The sequence below is a fragment of the Oscillospiraceae bacterium MB24-C1 genome (assembly GCA_030913685.1).
Lineage (GTDB): Bacteria > Bacillota > Clostridia > Oscillospirales > Ruminococcaceae > Yanshouia.
This window is the reverse complement of the sequence record CP133187.1, coordinates 2,021,648-2,045,000: the sequence shown is the minus strand read 5'-3', so window position 1 is coordinate 2,045,000 and position 23,353 is coordinate 2,021,648. Positions and strand designations below refer to the sequence as shown.

At 50.5% G+C, this 23,353-nt stretch carries 20 protein-coding genes and 1 tRNA gene; 7 read left to right on the top strand and 14 right to left on the bottom strand.

What is annotated here, in order from left to right; translation table 11 throughout:
• Positions 1 to 115: 115 nt before the first annotated feature.
• The 9 genes from RBH76_09805 to tsaE all read right to left on the bottom strand — a co-directional run bounded on the left by RBH76_09805 (position 116) and on the right by tsaE (position 7,012).
• A complete protein-coding gene (locus RBH76_09805) occupies positions 116 to 331 on the bottom strand; it encodes a hypothetical protein (GenBank protein ID WMJ83022.1) in 216 nt (71 codons plus the stop codon).
• 105 nt (positions 332 to 436) lie between these two features.
• The gene (gene gpmI / locus RBH76_09800; protein WMJ83021.1) at positions 437 to 1,945 is read right to left on the bottom strand and encodes a 2,3-bisphosphoglycerate-independent phosphoglycerate mutase; all 1,509 of its coding nucleotides are present in this window, start codon (positions 1,943 to 1,945) and stop codon (positions 437 to 439) included.
• A gap of 53 nt (positions 1,946 to 1,998) precedes the next feature.
• On the bottom strand, positions 1,999 to 2,763 hold the full coding sequence (tpiA, locus tag RBH76_09795) for a triose-phosphate isomerase (protein ID WMJ85223.1): 765 nt from the start codon (positions 2,761 to 2,763) through the stop codon (positions 1,999 to 2,001).
• A 28-nt stretch (positions 2,764 to 2,791) separates the two neighbouring features.
• Positions 2,792 to 3,982 (bottom strand): phosphoglycerate kinase, encoded by a 1,191-nt coding sequence (locus RBH76_09790; protein WMJ83020.1) that lies wholly within the window; start codon positions 3,980 to 3,982, stop codon positions 2,792 to 2,794.
• A gap of 50 nt (positions 3,983 to 4,032) precedes the next feature.
• Positions 4,033 to 4,662 (bottom strand): uracil phosphoribosyltransferase, encoded by a 630-nt coding sequence (gene upp / locus RBH76_09785; GenBank protein WMJ83019.1) that lies wholly within the window; start codon positions 4,660 to 4,662, stop codon positions 4,033 to 4,035.
• A gap of 66 nt (positions 4,663 to 4,728) precedes the next feature.
• Entirely contained in the window at positions 4,729 to 5,454 is a 726-nt protein-coding gene (locus RBH76_09780; GenBank protein WMJ83018.1) for a sulfite exporter TauE/SafE family protein, read from the bottom strand.
• A gap of 3 nt (positions 5,455 to 5,457) precedes the next feature.
• Complete coding sequence (rpiB, locus tag RBH76_09775) at positions 5,458 to 5,907, bottom strand: ribose 5-phosphate isomerase B (protein ID WMJ83017.1); 450 nt, start codon at positions 5,905 to 5,907, stop codon at positions 5,458 to 5,460.
• On the bottom strand, positions 5,907 to 6,599 hold the full coding sequence (gene tsaB / locus RBH76_09770; GenBank protein WMJ83016.1) for a tRNA (adenosine(37)-N6)-threonylcarbamoyltransferase complex dimerization subunit type 1 TsaB: 693 nt from the start codon (positions 6,597 to 6,599) through the stop codon (positions 5,907 to 5,909). Before tsaB ends, rpiB begins: the two co-directional genes overlap by 1 nt.
• Positions 6,596 to 7,012, bottom strand: a complete 417-nt coding sequence (gene tsaE, locus RBH76_09765) for a tRNA (adenosine(37)-N6)-threonylcarbamoyltransferase complex ATPase subunit type 1 TsaE (GenBank protein WMJ83015.1) — start codon at positions 7,010 to 7,012, stop codon at positions 6,596 to 6,598. Before tsaE ends, tsaB begins: the two co-directional genes overlap by 4 nt.
• A gap of 351 nt (positions 7,013 to 7,363) precedes the next feature.
• On the opposite strand from tsaE, the gene RBH76_09760 reads away from it, so the two are divergent.
• The 5 genes from RBH76_09760 (at position 7,364) to mfd (ending at position 15,262) form a co-directional block, all read left to right on the top strand.
• Positions 7,364 to 8,494 carry an FtsW/RodA/SpoVE family cell cycle protein gene (locus RBH76_09760; protein ID WMJ83014.1) on the top strand — a complete coding sequence of 377 codons (1,131 nt, stop codon included), beginning with the start codon at positions 7,364 to 7,366 and terminating at the stop codon, positions 8,492 to 8,494.
• A gap of 115 nt (positions 8,495 to 8,609) precedes the next feature.
• A complete protein-coding gene (glmU, locus tag RBH76_09755) occupies positions 8,610 to 9,989 on the top strand; it encodes a bifunctional UDP-N-acetylglucosamine diphosphorylase/glucosamine-1-phosphate N-acetyltransferase GlmU (protein ID WMJ83013.1) in 1,380 nt (459 codons plus the stop codon).
• A 118-nt stretch (positions 9,990 to 10,107) separates the two neighbouring features.
• Positions 10,108 to 11,070, top strand: coding sequence for a ribose-phosphate pyrophosphokinase (locus RBH76_09750; GenBank protein WMJ83012.1), 963 nt, complete (start codon positions 10,108 to 10,110; stop codon positions 11,068 to 11,070).
• Positions 11,071 to 11,192: 122 nt separating this feature from the next.
• On the top strand, positions 11,193 to 11,828 hold the full coding sequence (gene pth / locus RBH76_09745) for an aminoacyl-tRNA hydrolase (GenBank protein ID WMJ83011.1): 636 nt from the start codon (positions 11,193 to 11,195) through the stop codon (positions 11,826 to 11,828).
• Entirely contained in the window at positions 11,825 to 15,262 is a 3,438-nt protein-coding gene (gene mfd, locus RBH76_09740; protein ID WMJ83010.1) for a transcription-repair coupling factor, read from the top strand. Before pth ends, mfd begins: the two co-directional genes overlap by 4 nt.
• Before the next feature lie 630 nt (positions 15,263 to 15,892).
• Here mfd and RBH76_09735 read toward each other — a convergent pair.
• A tRNA-Arg gene (locus RBH76_09735) sits at positions 15,893 to 15,969 on the bottom strand.
• A 244-nt stretch (positions 15,970 to 16,213) separates the two neighbouring features.
• Here RBH76_09735 and rpmB point away from each other — a divergent pair.
• Both rpmB and RBH76_09725 read left to right on the top strand, forming a co-directional pair.
• On the top strand, positions 16,214 to 16,402 hold the full coding sequence (gene rpmB, locus RBH76_09730) for a 50S ribosomal protein L28 (GenBank protein WMJ83009.1): 189 nt from the start codon (positions 16,214 to 16,216) through the stop codon (positions 16,400 to 16,402).
• Positions 16,403 to 16,545: 143 nt separating this feature from the next.
• Positions 16,546 to 16,707, top strand: coding sequence for an Arc family DNA-binding protein (locus RBH76_09725; protein WMJ83008.1), 162 nt, complete (start codon positions 16,546 to 16,548; stop codon positions 16,705 to 16,707).
• Between the two features lie 4 nt (positions 16,708 to 16,711).
• On the opposite strand, the gene RBH76_09720 is transcribed toward RBH76_09725, so the two are convergent.
• The 4 genes from RBH76_09720 to RBH76_09705 form a co-directional block, all read right to left on the bottom strand.
• Positions 16,712 to 18,271, bottom strand: coding sequence for a peptide ABC transporter substrate-binding protein (locus RBH76_09720; protein WMJ83007.1), 1,560 nt, complete (start codon positions 18,269 to 18,271; stop codon positions 16,712 to 16,714).
• Positions 18,272 to 18,578: 307 nt separating this feature from the next.
• Entirely contained in the window at positions 18,579 to 19,127 is a 549-nt protein-coding gene (locus RBH76_09715) for a hypothetical protein (protein ID WMJ83006.1), read from the bottom strand.
• Positions 19,128 to 19,158: 31 nt separating this feature from the next.
• Complete coding sequence (locus tag RBH76_09710) at positions 19,159 to 21,084, bottom strand: hypothetical protein (GenBank protein WMJ83005.1); 1,926 nt, start codon at positions 21,082 to 21,084, stop codon at positions 19,159 to 19,161.
• Positions 21,085 to 21,088: 4 nt separating this feature from the next.
• Positions 21,089 to 23,290, bottom strand: coding sequence for an MMPL family transporter (locus RBH76_09705; protein WMJ83004.1), 2,202 nt, complete (start codon positions 23,288 to 23,290; stop codon positions 21,089 to 21,091).
• Positions 23,291 to 23,353: the final 63 nt, after the last annotated feature.

Below are 23,353 nucleotides of genomic sequence, written 5' to 3'. Positions count from 1 at the left end.
GCTGCCGCTTGCTCTTTGCTGAAGTCATCTGCAGTTATAAGAAAAGCCACAGGGCATTTCCCTGTGGCAAATCTTAAATACAAAACAGACCCTCTTTAAAGACTATCCGCGGAGGTTATTCCGCTTCTGGTGTCTTTTCGGCAGTAGCCGGCTGAGACTCAAAAGAAAGATCCTCAGAATAGTACTCTTGACCGCCATACAGCTCGTCTTCGTACTCATCTTCACCAATCAGCTTGCGTTTGCGGTCAAAAAAGCTAACCGCGGCAATAATCAGCCCAATCATGGCTGCCAATAATGCAAATAAAGCAATCAGGTAAGAGAGCTTCTTCATCAAACATCCTCCTAATTAAATAAAACAACCGAATCATATTTCAGCTTAATACTGCTATCATACTACAATTTTATCCTGTTCGCAATAAAAATATCCATTTCTATATCACATGAACAGAGACTTCCCGGTCATCTCCTCCGGCTGGGGAATACCTAGTAGCGAAAGCAATGTGGGTGCTAAGTCACACAGAGCGCCACCTTCACGCATTTCTTGGCTACATCCTGCCGCGATAACCGGCACCAAATTTGTGGTATGCGCTGTCATAGGACTACCATCGGCATTTTCCATCTCGTCAGCGTTACCGTGGTCAGCTGTTATAAGTACAGCCCCGCCGAGGGCCAGAATTTTATCGGTAATTTTCCCAATACAGGCGTCAACCGTCTCAACCGCCTTCACTGCGGCTTGGAACACGCCGGTATGCCCGACCATATCACAGTTGGCAAAATTGAGGATAATCAGACCATAATCGTTTTTTTCAATCGCCTCAAGCAGCTTGTCGGTTACGATATAGGCGCTCATTTCGGGCTGTAGATCATATGTAGCCACCTTGGGTGAGTCTACAAGAATACGATCTTCGTGGGGGAACGGCGCTTCGACGCCACCATTAAAGAAAAAGGTAACATGCGCATATTTTTCAGTTTCGGCAATTCTCAGTTGGCGCAAACCCGCTTCCTCCACCACCTCGCCCAGCGTCTTGTCAAGGCTCTGCGGGGCAAAAGCCACCGTGCAGTTGGGCATCGTGACATCATAGCTGGTCATGCAGACATAGGCCGCCAGCTTTGGGCGCACCCGCTCAAAGCCGTCAAAAGAATCGTCGAGCATTGCACGAGAAAGTTCTCTCGCGCGGTCAGGCCTGAAGTTATAGAAAATAACGGCGTCGCCGTCCTTGACACCGGAATAGCCGTCGGTCACCATCGGCTTGACAAACTCATCTGTTACGCCTTGTGCATAGCTGGACTCAACAGCTTCCACCGCATCGGTAAAAGATGTACCAATGCCATGGGCCACCACATTATAGGCCTGCTGCACACGATCCCAACGCTTATCGCGGTCCATCGCGTAATAACGTCCAACAACCGAGGCACAGTAGCCAACCCCGACGCGTGCCAGTTCCGCCTGCAAATCGCGCAGATAACCCGCACCGCTCTTGGGGTCCGTATCACGGCCGTCCAAAAAGCTGTGTACGGCGACCTTTTTAAGCCCGCGGCGCTTTGCCAACGCAAGCAGCGCGTACAAATGGGTGTAATGACTATGTACACCACCGTCAGAAAGCAGTCCCATCAGATGGAGTGTTCCGTCGTTGCCTAGTGCATCTATGGCCGCGTTCAAAACAGGATTGTTTTCGAACTCACCATCGATAATTGACTTTGAGATTCTTGTAAGTTCTTGATAGACCACCCGTCCGGCGCCGATGTTGGTATGCCCAACCTCTGAGTTACCCATCTGCCCATCGGGCAGACCGACATTCAGCCCCGACGCCCCCAGCGTTGTGCAGGGCCATCGCTGCATAAGTCGGTCGATATTTGGTTTTTTGGCGGCATAAATCGCATTGCCCTTCGTCTCATTGCGTAGGCCATAGCCGTCTAGAATCATCAACATAATCGGTTTTTTCAATTTTTTTACCTCTTAGTACTACTGCGACGCCAAAATTGCGCCGCAGTAATTCATTACATCATATTTGAAGCAGCTCTGACAATCTCATTAAAGTCTGCCGCCTTTAGTGAAGCGCCCCCAATCAGCCCGCCGTCAATGTCTGGTTGACTAAGAAGCTCGGCGGCATTTTTGGCGTTCATTGAGCCGCCGTACTGAATACGCAGCGACTTGGCGGCATCCTGCCCGTACAACGCTTCAATCTTCTGACGGATGGCACCACAGACAGCTTGTGCTTGTTCTGCGGTGGCAGTTTTGCCGGTGCCTATCGCCCAGATCGGCTCATAAGCAATGACAATGTTCTGTAATTGCGCTTCTGTTATAGCGCTAAATGCGCCTTCAATCTGCCGGTCAATAACCACCATCGTCTGGTCGGCTTCGCGCTGTGAAAGCGACTCGCCCACGCATACAATGGCACGCAGGCCAGCGTCCAAAACAGCTTTAAGCCGCGCGTTCACCGTCTCGTCGGTCTCACCAAAATACTGCCGCCGCTCAGAATGCCCCAAAACAACATAGCGTACACCAAGCTCTGCAAGCATGTTTGCAGAGATTTCGCCCGTAAAAGCGCCGCTTTCGGCCCAGTGGCAGTTTTGCGCACCCACATGAATGGGGCTGCCCTTTACCGCCGCGGCCACACAGTCGATATCTGTGAACGGTACACAGGTCACCACTTCGCAAGTGGCGTTGGCCACCAGCGGTTTTAGCGCCTCAATCAGCGTGATCGCCTGTGTACGCAGTAGGTTCATCTTCCAATTTCCGGCAATAATCGGCGTTCTTTTCATGTCCTCCACAGCTGTCCCCTCCTTTGACCTAGCGGTCGTTAAGGCAAGCAATGCCAGGCAACTCAAGCCCTTCAAGGAACTCAAGCGAAGCACCGCCGCCGGTGGAAATATGCGTCATTTTATCCTCAAACCCGAGCTGCGCCGCTGCCGCAGCAGAATCGCCACCGCCGATGATGGTCACGGCGTTGGAATCGGCCATCGCCTGCGCCACAGCGCGGGTGCCTTCGGCAAATTTGGGCATCTCAAACACACCCATCGGCCCGTTCCATACAACAGTCTTGGCTTTTTTAATGACATGCGCATAACGCGCCATCGTCTTAGGACCAATATCCATGCCCATCCAGCCCGCAGGAATAGCAGTGGAAGAAACAGTCTGAGTCGCCGCGTCCTCGGCAAATTTATCGGCTACAACGTTGTCCTCAGGCAGAAGAAGCGCCACGCCCTTCTGCTCAGCCTTTTGGAGAAGCTGGCGGGCAATATCAATTTTCTCTTGTTCGCAGATGGAGGTGCCAATTTCGCGCCCCTGTGCCGCAAAGAAGGTATAGGCCATGCCACCACCGATGATAATGCTATCAGCCTTGTCCAACAGGCTTTCGATTACACCGATTTTGTCCGAGACCTTGGCACCGCCCAAGATCGCGACAAACGGGCGCTCAGGGTTGGTCAGTGCCCTGCCCATCACGGCCAGTTCTTTGCCAATGAGATATCCACTGACCGCTGGCAGATGCTCGGCGACACCCGCCGTAGAGCAATGGGCGCGGTGCGCAGTACCGAACGCGTCGTTGACAAAGATGTCGGCCAACGCAGCAAAATTGGCAGAAAGCGCTGGATCGTTTTTTGTCTCGCCCTTTTCAAAACGAACGTTTTCAAGCATTAGAACTTCGCCGCTTTTAAGTGCCTTGGCTTTTGTCTGCGCATCTTCTCCAACAACGTCGGCGGCAAGTCCCACGGGTTGACCCAGCAGCTCTTCAAGCCGTTTGGCGACCGGTTTCATAGAGTATTTTTCTTCCGGACCGTTTTTCGGACGGCCCAGATGCGAACAAAGAATAACCGCCGCGCCCTTTGACAACAGATATTTTATGGTTGGCAGTGACGCGACAATACGCTTGTCGTCGGTGATTTCCCCCTCCGCCAACGGCACGTTGAAATCACAGCGAACAAGAACCTTTTTCTGAGAAACATCAATATCCTCAACAGTCTTTTTGTCAAACATACTCATGCACTTTCCTCCTTGAATTGGTGTCGGCTCGCTTATGATCGAACCGGGTTTTACTTTGTGCCAAAGATGCGGTCACCAGCGTCGCCGAGACCGGGGAGAATATACTTATTTTCATTTAAACGTTCATCGCGAGCCGCGGCGTAAATCTGTACGTCGGGGTGCGCGGTGGTCAGTGCCTCAATGCCCTCGGGCGCGGCAATGATACAAACAAACTTGATGCTGCGAGGATTGCGCTTCTTCACGGCGTGCACGGCGTCTATCGCAGAACCGCCGGTGGCCAGCATAGGGTCCAGTAAAATGACGTCACGCTCTTCAATGTCAGCGGGCAGCTTGCAGTAATACTCATGGGGAATATGGGTCTCGGGATCGCGGTACATACCGATATGGCCTACCTTAGCTGCCGGAACCAGCGCCAGCATACCATCACTCATACCGAGGCCCGCGCGCAGAATCGGTACAAAGGCAAGTTTTCTGCCCGAAATGACCTTGGACTTGGTCACGGTCATGGGTGTTTCGATTTCAATCTCTTTTAATGGCAGATCGCGGGTTGCCTCATAGCACATGAGCATCGAGATCTCGCTGATCAGCTCGCGGAATTCCTTGCAGGGGGTGTTCTTGTCACGGATCAGAGTGACTTTATGCTGGATGAGGGGGTGGTCGGTAATAATAGGTGTTAACATTTTTAGGCCCTCCTGTATGATAATTATTGTGTGACGGCACACTACTATATATAATAGGTACCTATGTTAAAACAACATGGTCACGCCCGAAACTGCCATAAAGCAATAAACCAGACGCTTTAATGTCACCGCATTGATGCGGTCAAAGATGAGATTGCCGATATAGGTTCCCACAAAGAGTGCAGCAATGGCCATTAGCCATAGATAAACCGTTTGGGCATCAAAAACACCGTTGAGCCAGCGCGCGGCGGAAACATACCAGCTGCCAATGGCAAAATAGGTGAGCGAACAAGCCCGGTATTCATCTTTATCCGAAATAGCGGACATTAGGTAGATGACAACCGGGGGACCACCAATACTGAACATACCGGAACCCACGCCGCCAATCAGCCCCGCCGCAACCCCATTTATAAAGGTAGGCTTGATACGAACTTTACCGCTAAAAAATATAAAATAGATGCTAACTAAAATTAGTACAACGCCCAGAAGCTTCACCATTAGCCCCTCGGACTGTGTTTTAGCGTAGCGTATGCTCCAAACCGAAGCGATACTATAACCTATAAACAGCGGAAGTATTATTTTAAAGTTAATGTGCTTTCTGCATCGAATCGCCACCATGCTCGACATGGTAGCGGCGCAGATTGAACTAACTGCCGTTGCCTGTAGATAACTTGGCAAAATATAGGGGTAAATTGCCATGCAGAGAATACCAAAGCCAAAGCCAGTGGTGGTCTGGACAACAGCCCCCGCAACGCAAGTAACCAAAAATGCCAAGATTGCAATCGGTGTCATGAGCTACTTCTCTTCCGATTCAATTTGGGAGATCAGATCCACTCGACGCTGATGCCGCTCTCCGCCCTCGAATTCGGTATCCAGAAAAACATCCACCAGCTCAATGGCCAGTCCTGTACCCACAATACGGCCGCCCATACACAAAATGTTGGCATCGTTGTGCAGCCGAGTGTATTTAGCAGAAAAATAGTCAGAGCAGCAGGCGGCTCGAATGCCCTTTACCTTATTAGCAGCCATCGAGATTCCGATGCCGGTACCGCAAAACAGCAGCCCGCGTGCATATTCGCCGCTTACCACGGCTCTTGCCACCTCTGCGGCCACCACGGGGTAATCGACCGAAGCCGTCGAGTAACAGCCAAAATCCTTATACGCGACGCCCCGCGCGTCAAGATGCTTTTTGATTTCTTCCTTTAGCTCATAACCACCGTGGTCGCTCCCCAATGCTAAGATCATTATTTTTCTTCCTCCAATTGCTGTTTAGCCTCACGTTCCCGCTCGGCCTGAGATTTTCTATGATATTCCGCCGTCAGCTCGGTAGCCGAAACAACCGGATAATCCTCCGATATTGCCGCCTGCGCCACCGATGCGGCACGTTGATATTGCAAAGCGGCGGGTGCAAGCCGCAACCCCTTCTCTGGAAAGCGCCCGCACACTAGCTGTGCGCCGTCACCACATACCATGGCGCCATCCGGCAAGCGCTCGCCCAACGCTTCAAGCGTCATCGCGCCATCCTCGCTCAGCCGGGTGACCCTGCCCTCCTTGACTGAAAACAGCGCGGCAAAAACCTGTCCCACCCGCGCGTCGAGCGCAGCGCAGACAACACCTTCAAACGGTAACACATTATAAGCCAGCGACAGCAGCGTCGAAACACCGACGCAAGGCGTATTATGCGCCAGTGCCATGCCCTTTACCGCCGCGAGTCCGATGCGAAGCCCGGTATAGGAACCTGGCCCAACATTCACCGCCAACCGGTCAACCGCTTTAAATGGCAAATTTGCTGTACGAAGGGTGTTTTCCACCAAAACCATAAGGGTCGATGAGTGGGTAAGCCCGTTGTTGCAATAGCTTTCCCCCAGCAGCAATCCATCACGCATCAGCGCACAGGAACAGGCTTTTGAGGAAGTATCAACCGCAAGTGTGATCACAGACCCTTCCCCTCCATTCTGATGATGCGTGTCCGGTCGTCAACGCGGATAAAAGCGACGGTGACGGCAGCATTGGGCAACACCCGCTCGCTCCATTCCACCGCCGCAATCCACCCCGCATCAATATAGTCGTAAAATCCGGTATCCAATAGATCCTCCGCGCTGTTTAAGCGATAGGCATCCACATGGCAAAGCCTACGCGATACACCGCGATATTCGTTTATGATCGAAAACGTGGGGCTCGAAACGTCGGCTGTAATACCCAGCCCCCTGGCAAGCCCACGGGTGAACACCGTTTTGCCCATTCCAAGTCCGCCGGTATAGGCGACGATATCGCCATCACAAAGCAAAGCAGCAAGTTTTTCTCCCGCCGCCTCGGTCTCTTCAGGGCTATGTGAAACAATCTCCTGCATTAATCTCTGTCCTGTACCAAAAACTTTTCTGGCACAGCCTTTCCTCCCAAAGCAGGTTTTATCCTATCAACAGGCAGCCGATAAGTCGGCACGCCATGAGACATCAGCGTCTATAAAACCTATGTTGCGGTTATTATAGCACAATTATAAGCCGTTTTTCCATCCTTTCATCAATTTTTCCATCTTTCTGTGGCTTGTGTTTGCAAAATGATTCCTCTATAATTAATCTAAATACGTTTGCAAGCGCGTTTCTACCTTTATATTAGCGTAAAACAAGCGCCCAGGCGTTTTATAGATAAACACTCATCCATTTACTCTATTAATATAAACTGACTAGAGCTCGGAGGAAATATGAATTCATTTTGGCGCAGCTGCGTACAATTTTATAAAAGAACCGACCGTCTTTTGCTGTTGCTATGCCTGGTCTGCTCGATGGTGTCGGCTTATATGTTGTGGGGAATTTACCTGTCCGGCTATATCAAGCTCAGAGTACTTGCCACGCAGCTTTTAGCGACGCTTATCGGTTTTTCAGGAGCTTGTTTGCTGTCTGTATTTGATTATCGTTCGCTGGCAAACCTGTGGAAGATTTATATGCCCGTTTCACTGGGCACGGTGGCGCTAACCTATATCGCAGGCAAACAGCGATACAGCTATATTGACGATAAAGCTTGGCTTGAAATCCCCTTTACCGGCATGACCATTCAACCCTCGGAAATTTTAAAACTGGCCTTTATCTTTTCGTTTGCATTGCATCTTGAAAAGGTCAGAGATTCGGTTAACAACCCAAGAACACTTTTAACACTTTGTTTGCACGGCGCCATCCCGACACTGATGGTCGTCGGGCAAGGTGACCACGGCACGGCGATGGTCTTTGTTTTCATCTTTGCGTTCATGCTGTTTTCAGCTGGGCTTCAACTAAAATATATCGCTGTCTCGGTGCTGGGTATGGCTATTGCGTCGCCGTTTGCGTGGTTTTTTATTCTGGATAATGACAAGCGCGGGCGCATCATGACGGTGTTTAACCCCGCTTCTGATCCCACAGGAACCGGTTGGCAACAAAGCCTGGGACTTACCGCAATCGGCTCCGGCCAGATTTGGGGTAAAGGTGTTTTGTTTGGTGATCACCAATATGTCCCTGAGATGCACAATGATTTTATCTTTTCATTTATCGGTGAAGCAGGCGGTTTTGTGGGGTGTAGCGCCGTTATCTTGCTATTGGCGGTGCTTTGCCTACTGATTTTAATCAATGCCCGGCGTGCCAAAGACCCGCTTGGGCGTTTTATCTGCGTGGGCGTTTTTGGCATGATCGCCTTTCAATCCATCTGGGTTATCGGCATGTGCCTGTCGCTGCTACCGGTTGCCGGTATCACACTGCCACTGTTTTCAGCGGGCGGAACCTCGGTCGTGCTCACCTGGGCAAGCATTGGCATGGTGCTTGGCGTACATCGTCATTCACATGTTGGATTGTTTGACGAGCGATAATTTGTTTCTTTTTAACGAAAATTTTACGCAATTAGTCGAGAAACACAAAAACGGGTTGCAAACTTCAGGACTATTTGCCATAATATAATTGTATTATTGCGTTTGGAGGACAAAGATGACTTCTGCTATCATTTTAGCCGCCGGTGACGGCAAACGCATGAAATCTTCAAAACAAAAGGTCTGCTGCGAGGTGTTATTTAAGCCCATGCTGTCATGGGTTCTGGATGCCTGCCAAAACGCCGGTATTCAAGGTGGTAACACCTGCGTTGTCATATCAGATTCCCCCCGCGGCGTCACAGAGTTGTTGCCCGCAGGGGTTTGTTCTGCTGTTCAGTCAGACCGCCGAGGTACCGGCCATGCCGTACTCTGCGCTATGGACTTTCTGAAAAGTGCCGCGGCGCGAGGAGTTTCTCATGTCGCGGTTTTGTGCGGCGATGCGCCTTTCATCGATGCAGATACGCTGCAGTCGGCGTTATCTTTTCACAAGGCGCAGCAAAACGATGTCACCGTGTTAACCGCCGTGCTCAAAGAGCCCGGGCGATACGGACGCATCGTGCGCGAACAGAGCCGCTTTATGCGCATTACAGAGGCGGCCGACGCCTCTGTACAGGATCTCTTAATTGATGAGGTCAACTCTGGCGCCTATTGGTTCTCTATCTCTTATCTGATATCTTCTCTGCCGCTGCTGGGGTCCCAAAATGCGCAGGGTGAGTATTATCTGACCGACCTGGTTGGACTCGCCACATCCTCGGGACGCCGTGCAGGGGCATTCGTTTGTCCAAACCCCGATATTGCGCTAGGCGCAAACGACCGACGGTCTTTGGCGACGCTTAACCGCATTGCGCGGGACGCGGTGCTTGACCGGCACTATGATAACGGCGTAGACATTCCGATTGTGGACGGCGTTGTCATCGGACCAGATGTCAAGATCGGGTGTGGCACCACGATTTTGCCCGGTACCATCCTGTGCGGGAACACGGTGATCGGCGAGGGCTGCACCATCGGTCCAAACACCCACATCATCGATTGCGAGATTGGCGCAGACTGTACCATCGACAGCTCCCGGCTTGAAAAAAGCCGCGTCGGTCATGGTGTGCGCATTGGCCCGTTTGCACAGATCAGGCCCAACTGCGACATTGCCGACAGTGTTAAAATTGGCAATTTTGTCGAGGTTAAGAATTCCACCGTGGGCGAAAAGACCTCTTTTGCACATTTAACTTACATAGGCGACAGCGACTTCGGTTCGCATATCAACGTGGGCTGTGGCGTTGTGACCGTCAACTACAACGGGCGCGAAAAGTTTCGCACCATTGTGGAAGATGACGCTTTTATCGGTTGCAACACTAATCTGATTGCGCCGGTGCGAGTGCAAAAAGGTGCTTATGTCGCCGCTGCCACCACTGTCACCGCAGACGTACCGCCCGACGCGCTCGCCGTGGGACGCGTAAAGCAAACCATCTACCCCGGCCGTGCGGTCTATTACCGCAAAAAATAAATGACCGTATCCGGCTGCGGTAACACTCGCTTGTAACAGCCTGTAAATAAGGGAAATTCGGCACACGGCCGTTTCCATATAAATTTAAATTCATGGGGAACATGAGGGAGAGTTTATCATGAACATTCATGGCAAGGACATCAAAATCTTCAGTTGTAATGCAAACAAGCCGTTCGCCGAGCAAATTGCCCGTTCGCTTGGCTTACCGCTTGGTGACATGCAGGTCAAAACATTTTCAGACGGCGAAATCGCTCTTTCCATCAACGAATCGGTTCGCGGTTCCGACGTTTTTGTGGTGCAGTCCACATGTCAGCCGGTCAACAACAACCTAATGGAGTTGTTGATCGCTATCGACGGCTTTAAGCGCGCGTCGGCAGGTCGCATCACCGCTGTTATGCCCTACTTTGGCTACGCCCGTCAGGACCGCAAGGCCAAGGCAAGAGATCCGATTTCTGCAAAGCTGGTGGCAGATCTCATTACTACCGCAGGTGCTGACAGAGTGCTGACTATGGATCTGCACGCCGCACAAATTCAGGGTTTTTTCAATATTCCGGTAGACCATCTGCTCGGGGTCCCGCTTCTTTGCAAGTATTACAAAGAACAGTTTCGGGACATCCCCCATGACCGACTCGTCGTCGTCTCCCCCGATCTGGGTTCGGTCTCTAGAGCAAGAAAATTTGCCGAGCGCATCGACGCTTCTATTGCAATCATCGACAAGCGCCGCCCCACCGCGAACGTCTCTGAGGTCATGAACATCATCGGCGACGTCAGGGGCAAGACTTGCATCATTATCGACGATTTGGTTGATACAGCTGGTACCCTTTGCAACGCAGCCAATGCACTGGTGACAAAGGGCGGTGCAAACGAGGTTTATGCCGGCGCTACCCATGGCGTGCTTTCCGGCCCGGCGTTTGACCGCATTGAAGAGAGCGTTTTAAAAGAAATGGTACTCCTTGATACCATCCCTATGCTGCATAACACCGCCTCGGGTAAGCTCAAGGAGCTTTCTGTTGCACCAGTGTTTGCCGAAGCAATTAACCGCATCTACTCCGATCGTTCGGTTTCTCCGCTGCTGAGTTAAGCAGAAAGGTAATCATATCAATTTTTACAGCGGGGCTTGAAATCCAAGTCCCGCTGTGTTGTCTATACTTCTACAAAATCTCACGTTTTTTTGTGCTATGCTCTTGACGAAAGGAATCTTCCATGGCAGATATTTTTGAGCTGTTTAAGCAAATCAGCGCAAGCAAATCCAACCTGCCCGCAGGCCCGGTAGAATACATCGTCGCCTGTCTGGGTAACCCCGGCCGTAAGTATGAAAACACCCGTCACAATGTCGGCTTTATCGCAGCCGACATCATCGCCGAAAAGCGCGGTTTTAAAATTGACCGATTAAGATTTCAGAGCCTGACCGGCGAATGCATGGTTTCGGGCAAAAAAGTGTTGTTTTTAAAACCCTCTACTTTTATGAACCTATCAGGTCAAGCGGTGGTCGAGGCGATGAACTTTTATAAGGTTCCAATTGAGCAGGTCATCGTCGTCCACGACGACGTATCGCTGGCTCCCGGTCGACTACGCATACGGCCGCATGGCTCTCACGGTGGGCACAACGGGCTGAAGAATATTATCTATCTCACCGGGCAAGATACTTTCCCCCGCATCAAGATTGGCGTGGGTGAAAAGCCACACCCCGAATACGATATGGCCGACTGGGTACTGGGTGTCCCGACTCTAGAGGAGCGCAAACTGATTGAACAAGCCATTTTAAAAACAGACGACATTGTCGAGCTTCTGGTTGCTGGCAAGCTGGGCGATGCGATGAACAGGTATAACGGCGCATGAAGCTTTTAGGTATTTTAGAGCGTTCTACACAATTTCAAACACTAGTCAAGGGGGTATCCGATGGGAACACCCCCTTTGGTTGCGTGGGCCTGTCGCACATTCACAAGGCACATTTTGCCACCGGTCTGCAGCAGCACTTCAATGCACCAGTGCTTCTGATTGCTCCTGACGAGCCTTCTGCTGTGCGACTCTTTGAGGATATCCGCGCGTTGTTGCCCCAAACAACAGTGCTGCACTTCCCCGCAAAGGAGTTAATGCTACATCCTGCCGAGGCAGTCAGCCGCGAGTATGAGTTTGCGCGGCTTGGCTGCTTAGAGGCGCTGCGCTGCGGTTCCGCTTTGGTAGTTGCTTCCGCCGAGGCGGCACTACAATACACCATCAGTCCCGAGGCGCTCATGACACGTAGCGCGCTTGTTAAAGGCAGTTTTGCAGGCGGACTCGACGGGCTGGTTGCCCTACTGCATGCGGCAGGTTATACCCGCTGTGAACAGGTTGAGGGGGTCTGCACCTTTGCAGTACGAGGGGGCATTGTAGATTTTTTCTCTCCGTCGCTTCCCGAGCCGGTGCGCGTAGAGTTCTGGGGGGACGACATCGATTCGATCTGTTTCTTCTCACCAGACACCCAGCGCCGCGGTGAATTCGCTGATGAAATTATGATCACTCCTGCGCGCGAGGCGCTGCCGCCTGAGGGTGGTTTGGCCCCCATGCTAGAAGCACTACTCTCACAGCAAAAAAAGAGTTCGCCCGCCACTGCAGAACTATCAAGCCTGCTTGAAGCGGTGCGTGCAGATGTTGCCCCCGGCTCACTCGACCGCTTTTTGCCGGTCTTATATGGGCGCCCATTTACGCTGTTTGACCACCTACCCGATAATGGGTTGCTTCTGATATCCGATCCTGCCGCCTGCCGTGAGGGTCTGACCGCAGCGCTCTGGCAGCTTAACGAGGATGTTGTCTCTTTGCTGGAACAAGGGGTCTGCTTTAACGGATGCGATCGTTTTTCGGGCGATTTTGACGATCTGCTCTGCGTGGCCGCCGATAAAAAAAGTGTGATTTTGGATACCTTTGCCCGCTCGGTGCCGGATCTACGGCTGCGCGGGCTGCTCAACGTCCATGCACTGGCACTGGCCCCGTGGGGCGGCGAGCTTGAGCATCTGCTGGAGGATGTCCGTCCTTATCTGCACAGCGGCTTTTCAGTGACGGTGCTGCTACCCACCCGGCGCGGGTGTGAGGCACTGGTTCGCGACCTTGTTGCCGAAGGGGTAGATGCAACCTATGCTGAACGTCCTGCCTTTACGACAGGTGTCATCGTTACCGACCTGACCATTTCGGCGGGCTTTGAATACCCGGAGGATAAGTTTGCCGTAATCAGCCACGCGCGCGCTGCGGCGCCGCCCAAGCGCATTAAAAAGCGGCGGGCCTCCGACGCTATCCGCTCACTTTCCGACCTGAATCAAGGGGATTATGTCGTCCATGCCACACATGGTATCGGCGTTTTTTCGGGTATTGTCAAGCGTGAGGTTCTCGGGGTGGTCAAGGATTATATCAAGATCCGCTACCACGGTACCGATACGCTCTTTGTTCCAGTCACCCAGCTCGATCTGGTCAGCAAATATATTGGTAAGTCAGAAGACGGCATTGTTAAGCTTTCACGCTTGGGCTCGGCTGAGTGGCAAAAAACCCGCGCCAGGGTTCGCGCCGCTGTCGCCGATATGGCCGAGGAACTGACAGCGCTTTATAAAAAGCGGCTTGTCGCAGTCGGCTTCGCCTTTTCACAGGACACCGACTGGCAGCGCGATTTTGAATTGCGCTTCCCCTATGAAGAAACTGACGACCAACTACGCTGCATCGCTGAGATCAAACAGGATATGCAGTCGTCTCGCCCGATGGACCGCTTGCTTTGCGGTGATGTGGGCTTTGGCAAAACCGAAGTCGCAATACGCGCCGCCTTTAAATGTGTGAACGATTCCAAGCAGTGCGCCGTACTAGTGCCCACCACCATTCTAGCCTGGCAGCACTACCAGACCTTCACTCGGCGCATGGAGGGCTTCCCGATACGTATTGAACTACTCTCCCGCTTTAAAAGTCCGAAACAACAGGCCGAGGTGATCCGCCAACTTAAAACTGGCGAAGTCGATGTGGTGATCGGTACCCATCGCCTGCTGCAAAAGGACGTGGAATATAAAGACCTGGGGCTTTGTGTCATAGACGAGGAGCAACGCTTTGGTGTAGCGCATAAAGAGCGTTTTAAACAGCTGCGCGAGTCGGTGGATGTGCTCACGCTGTCGGCAACGCCGATTCCGCGCACCCTCTCAATGGCAATGAGCGGCATCCGTGATATGTCGATCATTGAAGAAGCCCCGCAGGATCGCCACCCAGTACAAACCTATGTGTTGGAGCATGACTGGCTAGTCATTGCAGAAGCCCTAAAACGTGAGCTACGGCGCGGCGGTCAGGCGTTTTATTTGCACAACCGTACAGAGTCGATTGACGGCTGCGCTGCCCGTCTGCGAGAAATGCTCCCCGATGCCCGTATCGCCACCGCACATGGTAAAATGACTGAGGAACAGCTCTCAAAAATTTGGCAGTCACTTGTTGACCGCGATATCGACATTCTGGTTTGCACAACCATCATCGAAACCGGCGTAGACGTCCCCAACTGCAACACGCTGATTATTGAAGATGCCGACCGCATGGGGCTGTCGCAGCTATATCAGCTGCGCGGACGCGTCGGGCGATCGACCCGAAGAGCCTTCGCTTATCTCACTTTCCGCCCGATGAAGGCGCTGACTGAAATCGCTGCTAAGCGATTAAACGCCATCAAGGAGTTCACCGCATTCGGCTCGGGCTTTCGCATTGCGATGCGCGATATGGAGATTCGCGGTGCGGGCAGCGTATTAGGTGCACAACAGCACGGTCATATGGAGGCGGTTGGCTACGAAATGTATCTGCGGCTCCTTTCGGAAGCTGTCGCCGAGTCAAAGGGCGAACCAATTCAGAAAAACGCCGAATGTCAGGTGGACATTCCTGTCGCCGCACATATTCCCGAGGAATATATCGACAGCCTTTCGCTGCGACTGGATGTTTATAAAAAGATTGCGGCTGTCACTAACGAAACTGAATCGGCCGAGGTGCTAGACGAGCTAATTGATCGCTTTGGCGACCCGCCTAAAACCGTCGCAGGCCTGGTAGACGTCGCGCTGGTGCGCAATCGCGCCGCTGCGCTGGGCATTCGAGAAATCTCTCAGCGCAATGGCCAAATGTTATTCTATTTTGAGCACATCAACCCAACCATGGCTGCCACTGTCGCCGGAAAGCTAAAGGGCCGCGTACTGGTCAATGCAGGCGACAAGCCTTATATTTCGGTGCGCATGGCTAAGGAATCTGACTCGATTGCAACCATTAGAGAAACGCTCGACGCCGCCGAGGGACTATGAGTTCCTGTCTATACCATACGCTGAAGACCCCGGAACGATTGCTTCAGGTTTATAAAGCTGTACGTTGCCCCAGTCAGGGCCGTACAGCTTTTTCTTTACTTGGCCAATACTTCTTCTAAATTAATTGTTGTTTATCATAATGGAGATAAGGGCATACCGTCTATACGCGTATGAAAAAAATATAATATAAAGCGCATCGCCTTTATATTCTTTCGGTATTATTATTGATATTTTTGCTTATTTGTAATAATTTATCAATTGCTAAAAGCAGTTAAATCAGTACACCCGAAACACAGGCTAGGCAGATTTTCTCAAGCTAACGCAAGATAGCAAAACCGAATCATAGAGTCATTCTACGTCTACCAACATACCCCAGAAACGACGCGAGAAAAGTCAGCCCGGCGACAATTAAAGCAAAAGCGAAAACACACGTTTTAAAATACTAGATGAAATTCCTCCCAAAAAGCCTCAAGGCCAATGGCTAACTGGTTCTTCTTGATCTCAGATCCCTTGCCCAAAATTTTTTATAGATAGCATATTTAAATACTGAATAGAAGAGCGCTACCAAAAAGCTGTCGGATATAAAAAAGAAAAACCGCTTAGAGAATTCGCATTCTCAAGCGGTTTTTCTGGTGCGCCAGAAGGGACTCGAACCCCTGGCCTACTGGTTCGTAGCCAGTCACTCTATCCAACTGAGCTACTGGCGCACATGCTCATAATCGGCGTGTCGTTTCACGTCCGACAATTAGTTATTTTATCAGCTTACGACCTAAATGTCAACAGTTAGTTTTCTTTTTTCCGCAAAAAATCAATAATAGTGATGTAAGAAGCATTTTTAACCGATTTCTCTTTGTTTAATGCATATTATTTTTAAAAACGTCTTGCAATCGCTTGTGAATTCTGATAGAATATTGCTGTTATCCTATAACGGATTGAAGGAGGTGCAGACAGATGGCAAAATGCGATATCTGCGGTAAGGGCGTAACCTTCGGAATTAAGGTTTCTCACTCCCATCGGAGATCTAACAGAACTTGGAAACCTAATGTCAAGCGTGTGAAGGCAATTGTGAACGGTACCCCTTGTCACGTTCACGCCTGCACCCGCTGCTTGCGTTCCGGTAAGATTACCAGAGCTATCTAAACCCAAAATTTAAATAGCGGATTCTGAAAAAAGCACGCTTTTAGCGTGCTTTTTTGGGTTTTACGCTTCTTTTCTTTCAATGCGTACCTCTGCAAGCACTGTTGCGTAATATGGTAGTAACAAAAGTCAAGGAGGTGACGCAGATGCAATCCAATAGTACCCCTTTTTCGCTGCGAATTCCCAAAGAACTGCTGCTGCGGCTAAAACGTCTGGCCAAGCACAATAAACGCTCCGCCAACCGAGAGGCTGAGCAGATTTTAGAGGACTATCTCAACCAATGGGAGAAAGATCATCCGTTAGACTAATGGCTTACCGGATGCGTTTAGCATCCGCAAAATAGACCGTACGGGATACAGTGGAGTAAGATACCCCCTCAATTCCCTCTCCGGTCGCAAAAAGCGACGGCGCCACAAACAATGGAACAGCCACATATTCATCCACTAGCTTTTGTTCTGCCAAGAACAGTTGCGCCGCGGCCACATTCGGTTCCGACTGCTGCCTGGCCCGGCTGATCATCTCGGATATTGAGGGCTCATCGCCGCTTGTCGAAAGTGGCAAGCCTTCAAATGAGGATAATAGATCCACCGGGCTGTTCCCTTGTGCCGTAAGCGGAACAATCGCAATATCGAATTTTCCGCTATCTACTCTGTCTAGTAAGTCGTAATAATCTAGCTGTTCCATGTTTACAAAAGCCGACAGCTCCTGTTGCCACCTGCGCTGTATGGCACCCCCAAGGTCGGGCCCCGGTAAAAAATTACTAACCAGCAGCGACAGGCGGCCTACATCTTCCTGTTCCACGCCTTCGACCGCACTTAAAAATATCTGGCGAGCCTCGTCCGGCAGCGCTGCCGGCTGCGGTGTCGGAGCCAAATCACGATAAGAGCTTCCCCAAAGCATGGCACTCGGCGCGATAATTCCATGGTAAGGCTGCAGGTAATCCGGCAGCCTTTCTAATAGTTCATCTGTATGCATCGCGGCGGTTAGCGCCGCACGTATATCGCGCTGGACAAGCAACTTGCTGGAGGTGTTATAAAGCAACATCCAGCTCTGGTCATAAAATGTTTCGCCTTCAAGTCCCTGTGCCTCGGCTAGACGTTGAAAAGGTACAAAGACCAGATCGCTTTTACCGTCTAAATACAGCGATACTGGATCACCTCTGTTAATATAAAACTCAACACCGTCTATCTGCACTGAGTTGCGAAATAACGGATTCTTCTGCACTGAAATTACATTTCTGCTCCAGCCCTTGACAAAAAAAGGACCGTTGCACAAAAGATTCTCTGCCGCCAGCCCATACCGCCCCTTTTGTTCAGCAAAAAACTTTTGCTGGCACGGCATGGCAGATGCGTTTGAAAGCAGTGTCAACAGCGATGGGTCGTCATGCGCGAGCGTGATCTCTAAAACCGTATCGCTTTTTGCCCTGACACCAAGAGCTGTTGCGGGCAACTCACCGGACAGGATTTTCTCAGCATTTTTAATCATGCCGTACCGGTCGGCATCCGGGGCAGGCGCATCACGATTAAACAACCTTTGCAGTGCAAAAACAAAGTCCTGTGCTGTCAGTCGGTCGCCATTAGCCCAGCGCAGCTCGTCGCGCAATATAAAGGTATAGGTCATTCGGTCATCAGAAATATCCCACCGCTCGGCACAGGCAGGAACCACCTCTCCCGCCGGTGAAATGGCCGTTAAGCCTTCAAAAGAATTTCCGATGAGGGTTCGCGCCGCAGAAGAGGTCGCGTACTGCGGATCCAGCGTTTCAGGATACGATACAAGGTCGTAGCGCAGCCTGATCGACTGCTCCTGCTTAAAGCAGCTGCACAGCAAAAGCAGGCAGAGCAAGATGCTCACCTTTAGCAGGTTTTTTCTCATGCACGCACCACCTTCGTTTCTTAAATATATCTAGAAAGAATCTCCGTCGATTTTGATCCTATTACATTTCAAAGGCGTTTTCCATCTGTTGAACCGACGCCCTACGATCATATGTAATCCGCTCGTATCATAGCATATCAGAGTTGTGTTTTCAAGGCAGCGGTATCAACTCAAGCGGCCCTTCCTTTATGAGCAGCCCACACACACATCTGCCGTTTTAGGCGCAAAATTTACACCAAGCAAATTTATATGATGAAGGGGCTTTCGCCATTTAGGTGAAAGCCCCTTCATGTTATTGGGATGCAACTCAATTGAGCGGTTCTACCAGAAGTGGGTTGTCAGCTTCAAGCTTTTCAACCGGCAGGCTTTTATCTGAGATAACATACTGACTTAGATTCCTAGTACGCACCAAAAAGCCGTCGGCCTCCTCGCTATAGACCACCCCAATGTCATACAGCGTCCGATTGATGTTTCGGTAAAGGTAGCTGCCCGGTTCTGCCGGCAAATACAGCATCCCATAATGACGGAAATAATCACCGTTGCCGTTGAAAAACAGCAATGTTGCATCCGGATAGCAATCCAGCACCGCGTCGTCATAATCGCAGTTTGCGCCAAGCGTCAGGTCGTCCTGCCCTTTAGTGTCAACCGTAAAGGTCGCGCCATCAAACACCTCAAACTCAAATTCCCACGCGCTGTCTTCAGCTGTTTCGCCCTCTATTTTTTTATCGAAGTAATAACGATGCTGTCTTCCATAGATCACATCGCGCTCAAAATCGGCCGATGCCGCTGCGGCATGAACACAAGCTATTGCCACCAGTGCGGTGCACAATATGGCCGTCAATACCTTTCTTTGCATTGTTATCCCTCCATAGCATTAATTATACAACTTATCTAAACAGTCCTGCAAGACCGTCCTTAATAACTTTAAAAACATTGACAATGCGTTGCCCAACGCTACTTTCAGCTTCTTCCTGATCAGCGGAGATTTCTTCATCTTCGTCGGGCAGTTCGATCTCATGTGTTCTCATAATGATCTGAAGGCTGCGCGGCGGCGCATTTTTGCTGGAAGTCAGTGACACCTTGTCCGCCGAGGTGTCAATATCCAGCACACCGAAATCGTCATCCAACCGATGCCACTCATCTCTAATAATGTTGGAGATTGTCTCGCGATTTGTCTGCAGGTTTTCGGTTTTATGCAGTACGCCTAGCAGGTCGTTAAGCATCTGTGTAATGCCTGCGATGCTGACCTTCGCTCCCTCATTTAACAGGTCGCTACTGTCGGAGAGCATCGTGTCCACCGAATCGAGCATGCCGCGGGTGTCCTTCATTAAATCGGCCGCGTCATCCATCACCCGCGAGGTTTCTTCCAGAATGTCCTCCATCTCGCCGGACAGCGCATAGACATCGCCAATACTGCCGTTGATACTACCGGAAAGCTTTTCGCTGTCCGCCACCAAACCGCTCATCGCTGTGTTGATGGTCTGCAGCTCCTGTAACATGGCGCCTGCTGCTTGCTTCACCACATCCTCCGAAGCGCCATCCGCGGTACCTGCAAGCGACTCGATTTCTTTAACGGACGACTCTACCCGCTTGATATAACTGGCGAAAGTCGAGGAATCAACATAGGACAGTGCGGTTTCCAGTTCACCGGTGAGTAGCGCAATTTCGCTGACCAACGCCTGTTTTCTTGCCGAAGAGGTGCTGTCGCTGTTAAATTCCAGAATGGCGGCTTTGAGCTTATTCATCAGCGTATATATCTCTTCAATATCCCCGCCCATGTTGCTCATAATATCAGCCATAGATTCTGCGTTTTCTCCCATGCCACTGATGGCATTGGAGAGTTTGGCATCACCCAAAAACTCGGCGTAATTATTAAGCCCCTTTTCCATCTCTTTGAGCGAACTGCGTAACTTGGAAACACTCTGCGTTACACCGTCAGAACCCTTATCCATTGCGGCGCGCGCCTGGTCGAGCTTGTTGAGCCCCTGAACGGTGGTGCTCATTCCGCCGGACATAGCCGAAAGCATATCCAGAATATCTGCTACCGTCGCATCCATGGCATTGCTGGCATCCTCAATATTGGTTTTATGCTCCTTCATCTCAGAGATATCGTCGAGCTGTGACATTGTGGCGGGCATCATAGCCAGAATTACGCCCGGGGTTTCAAAGCTGTCACTTCCGATCTGGAAGCTGAATTCGCCCTCTCTTTTAGGCATTGCAATGAAGAACGCCATCTGATACGAGCCAAATGACTGAAACTGTGCCCCTTCGGCAGAAAAACTGGTGTTTTTGTCGGTGTCGGATGCCATGCCGCACACCAAAATAAAATTATCCCTGTAATAGGTGTTAGCCCGGGGGTTTGGCGCTACGGTTACGTCAACAGTTATCAGCCCCGATGCCCCCGCCAGTCTTTCAGCGTGCGCGGGTACCCCATTGAGTTTATAGCTGACATCAACAGTCCACGGCAGCGTGTCAAAAGTTTGATTTTGTGGCACTACCTCATAATAAAAACGGTTAGCTGCACCGCTGTCTAGATTCCATGTCACACTTTCATCGCTTTGTTCAGGCGCATTGAGGGTGCTCATATTTGTCACTGAGGTGTAGCTGCCGTAATCTGTAAATTGTGTGTTGCCGTTTAAATCGCAACCCTTAACAATGCTAAAATTATCTAAGTCTCCATAATAATCCAACATTAAATAGGCTGTTTCATCCACTGCGACCTTCGGGGCTGCAGCACGCACATCGGTACTAGGAAAAACCGCAAGCATGCAAAGAGCAAGCGCGGCTGAAATTATTTTTTTTACAGTACGCATAAGATTATCTTTCCTCCTGCGGTTTTAGGTTTTTGCGAAAGGGGCTGCGCCAAATGTTGCTGACCAACAGCCTCACCTTTTCTCCAGTTTTGGACGCCAGGGCAGCGTGCGCTTCTTTTATCTTCTGGGTGCGTGCGCGTCCTCGGCTTATCGTACCGTCAAACAGCGTCAGCAACAACGGCAGCAACGTCAGTACAAAAATCATGCTGAACAGGCCTCCGCGGCCGATCAAATGTCCTAAGTCCACCACGGTGGGTACCGAGGACATAAAGTTCAAACCATACCCCACAATGGTCAACACCATGCCGGAGGTCATGATGGAGAGGGTGCTTTTGCTGATGGTTTTAATAGCCGCCTTCTTTTTGTCCGGCTCTTCCTGCCGCAAGGCAAGATAGTTATTGGTCAACAAAATGGAGTAGTCCACTGTTGCGCCCAGCTGCATGCTGCTCACCATGAGATAGCCTAAAAACGCCAGCTTTTGATTGTAAAGATACGGCAGCGCCATATTCACATAGATAGCCACTTCAATCGGCACCAATACCACCAACGTAATGGCTAGCGAGCCAAACGCCATAAACACCACCAGCGCCACGCCTAGAATGGAGATCATATTGACCTCCTTATTATCCTTGAGGATAATACGCTTAATATCCTTGGCGACGGGGGTTTTTCCGATAAAGTGTGTGTCCTCAGGGTAGTACTGGCTGACGATGGTCTTAATTTGATCATCATAGGTAAAAGCCAAGTCGGTTTCGGTGTCACTACGCACATTAATCATCATGCGCGAATAACTTTCGGTATGCAGCCGGTCGGTTATGCTTTTTGGCAAAAAGCTTTCCGGTATGCCCTGTGGCAACGCGGTGGACAACGCCGTGACATTGCGTATGTAAGGCTGATCTTCCAGCTCGTCAACCAATTGCTTTTCGATGACGTTACCCTTGTTCGGAACAACCACCACAATCATGTTGCTTTCGCCAAAAACGTCGTCAATTTCTTTTTTCTGCAGCCATGTGGGTGTCCCTTCAGCACAGGCGACCACCGAAGTGCCGTACATATAATGGGTCATACCTTGTGCAACATAGCAGGGCACAATCAGGACAATCACCAATGCCGCCACAACAAATCGCAATCCGAACACCCGTTTCGCAAACTTATCCAACGGTGGAATAAACGGCTTATGCTGTAGCTTTTCAATAATATCCTGCCAACGCAAAATCAACGCCGGCATCAGCAGTAGCACAGTGAGCATGCTGCATAAAATGCCTTTTGCTAGCACCATGCCGATATCATAGCCAATGGTAAACTGCATGAGCGCCAGTGCCAAAAAGCCGATTACTGTTGTAAATGCACTTGAAACAATGGATTTCATTGCAATACGCAACGCGTTCTCCATCGCCTGCTCAACGCCAATCCCCTTGTTTTTTTCGGCCGTAAAGGTGTGCAGCAGAAATATCGAATAGTCCATTGCAACCGCAATTTGCAACAGCGCTGCCGCGTTTGAGGAAATAAACGAAATGGTACCAAAAATGATATTGGTACCGGTGTTGATAATAACAGCAGCACCCATTGTCACCATAAACAGCACCGGCTCAAACCACGAATTGGTTGTCAGCATCAGTACAAAGATAATAAACAACACGCCCACAGTTAGAATGCGCGGCATTTCTCGGGCCATATTTTCACTTACGGTTTTGTTTTCCACCGTCGGGCCGGAAATACTGCACTTATCGCCAAACATGTTGCGCATTTCGTCGATGGCAGCATAGGAGGCTCGGTCTGAGTCGCCCTCTTTAAAGAACACATCATACACAGCGCAGTTATCTTTGTAGTAGTCCTCTATGTCTGCCGCCTCTAAAAAGGCCTGGGAAGTGTAAATATCGGTGGCTGTATCGGCCCACGAAACGTTGTCAACGCCTTCAATATTCGCTATTTTTTCTTTGTAAAGTTTCGCCTCATAAACAGTGACGTCTTTGATCATTACCCGTGCGGTGCCAGGGTAGCCAAATTCGGCTTCCATGACATCAATGCCCTGCTTGGTTGGGGCCCACGACGGTAAATACTCGGTCAAATCATAATTTACCTTGACCATCAAGCTAAAGACCGCAGAAATTGCAACCATCAGGATAAAAAACTTTTCTATGTAGTTTCTCCGCCTGACAATAAAGCTAATTAAGCGGTCAACCATCGATTTTTGACTGGTAACCATAAAATCTTCTCTCCCGGTTTATTACTCATCTATTGACTTTTACACTAACGTATATTATTATAC

Excerpts from the sequence above, each read along its gene's own strand:
- RBH76_09780 (WMJ83018.1), bottom strand. The coding sequence starts at position 5,454 with ATGACACCGATTGCAATCTTGGCATTTTTGGTTACTTGCGTTGCGGGG.
- RBH76_09790 (WMJ83020.1), bottom strand. The coding sequence starts at position 3,982 with ATGAGTATGTTTGACAAAAAGACTGTTGAGGATATTGATGTTTCTCAG.
- rpiB (WMJ83017.1), bottom strand. The coding sequence starts at position 5,907 with ATGATCTTAGCATTGGGGAGCGACCACGGTGGTTATGAGCTAAAGGAA.
- RBH76_09710 (WMJ83005.1), bottom strand. The coding sequence starts at position 21,084 with ATGCGTACTGTAAAAAAAATAATTTCAGCCGCGCTTGCTCTTTGCATG.
- RBH76_09750 (WMJ83012.1), top strand. The coding sequence starts at position 10,108 with ATGAACATTCATGGCAAGGACATCAAAATCTTCAGTTGTAATGCAAAC.
- RBH76_09725 (WMJ83008.1), top strand. The coding sequence starts at position 16,546 with ATGCAATCCAATAGTACCCCTTTTTCGCTGCGAATTCCCAAAGAACTG.
- RBH76_09760 (WMJ83014.1), top strand. The coding sequence starts at position 7,364 with ATGAATTCATTTTGGCGCAGCTGCGTACAATTTTATAAAAGAACCGAC.
- RBH76_09720 (WMJ83007.1), bottom strand. The coding sequence starts at position 18,271 with ATGAGAAAAAACCTGCTAAAGGTGAGCATCTTGCTCTGCCTGCTTTTG.
- glmU (WMJ83013.1), top strand. The coding sequence starts at position 8,610 with ATGACTTCTGCTATCATTTTAGCCGCCGGTGACGGCAAACGCATGAAA.
- pth (WMJ83011.1), top strand. The coding sequence starts at position 11,193 with ATGGCAGATATTTTTGAGCTGTTTAAGCAAATCAGCGCAAGCAAATCC.
- mfd (WMJ83010.1), top strand. The coding sequence starts at position 11,825 with ATGAAGCTTTTAGGTATTTTAGAGCGTTCTACACAATTTCAAACACTA.
- upp (WMJ83019.1), bottom strand. The coding sequence starts at position 4,662 with ATGTTAACACCTATTATTACCGACCACCCCCTCATCCAGCATAAAGTC.
- rpmB (WMJ83009.1), top strand. The coding sequence starts at position 16,214 with ATGGCAAAATGCGATATCTGCGGTAAGGGCGTAACCTTCGGAATTAAG.
- tsaE (WMJ83015.1), bottom strand. The coding sequence starts at position 7,012 with ATGCAGGAGATTGTTTCACATAGCCCTGAAGAGACCGAGGCGGCGGGA.
- RBH76_09715 (WMJ83006.1), bottom strand. The coding sequence starts at position 19,127 with ATGCAAAGAAAGGTATTGACGGCCATATTGTGCACCGCACTGGTGGCA.
- RBH76_09705 (WMJ83004.1), bottom strand. The coding sequence starts at position 23,290 with ATGGTTACCAGTCAAAAATCGATGGTTGACCGCTTAATTAGCTTTATT.
- RBH76_09805 (WMJ83022.1), bottom strand. The coding sequence starts at position 331 with ATGAAGAAGCTCTCTTACCTGATTGCTTTATTTGCATTATTGGCAGCC.
- tpiA (WMJ85223.1), bottom strand. The coding sequence starts at position 2,763 with ATGAAAAGAACGCCGATTATTGCCGGAAATTGGAAGATGAACCTACTG.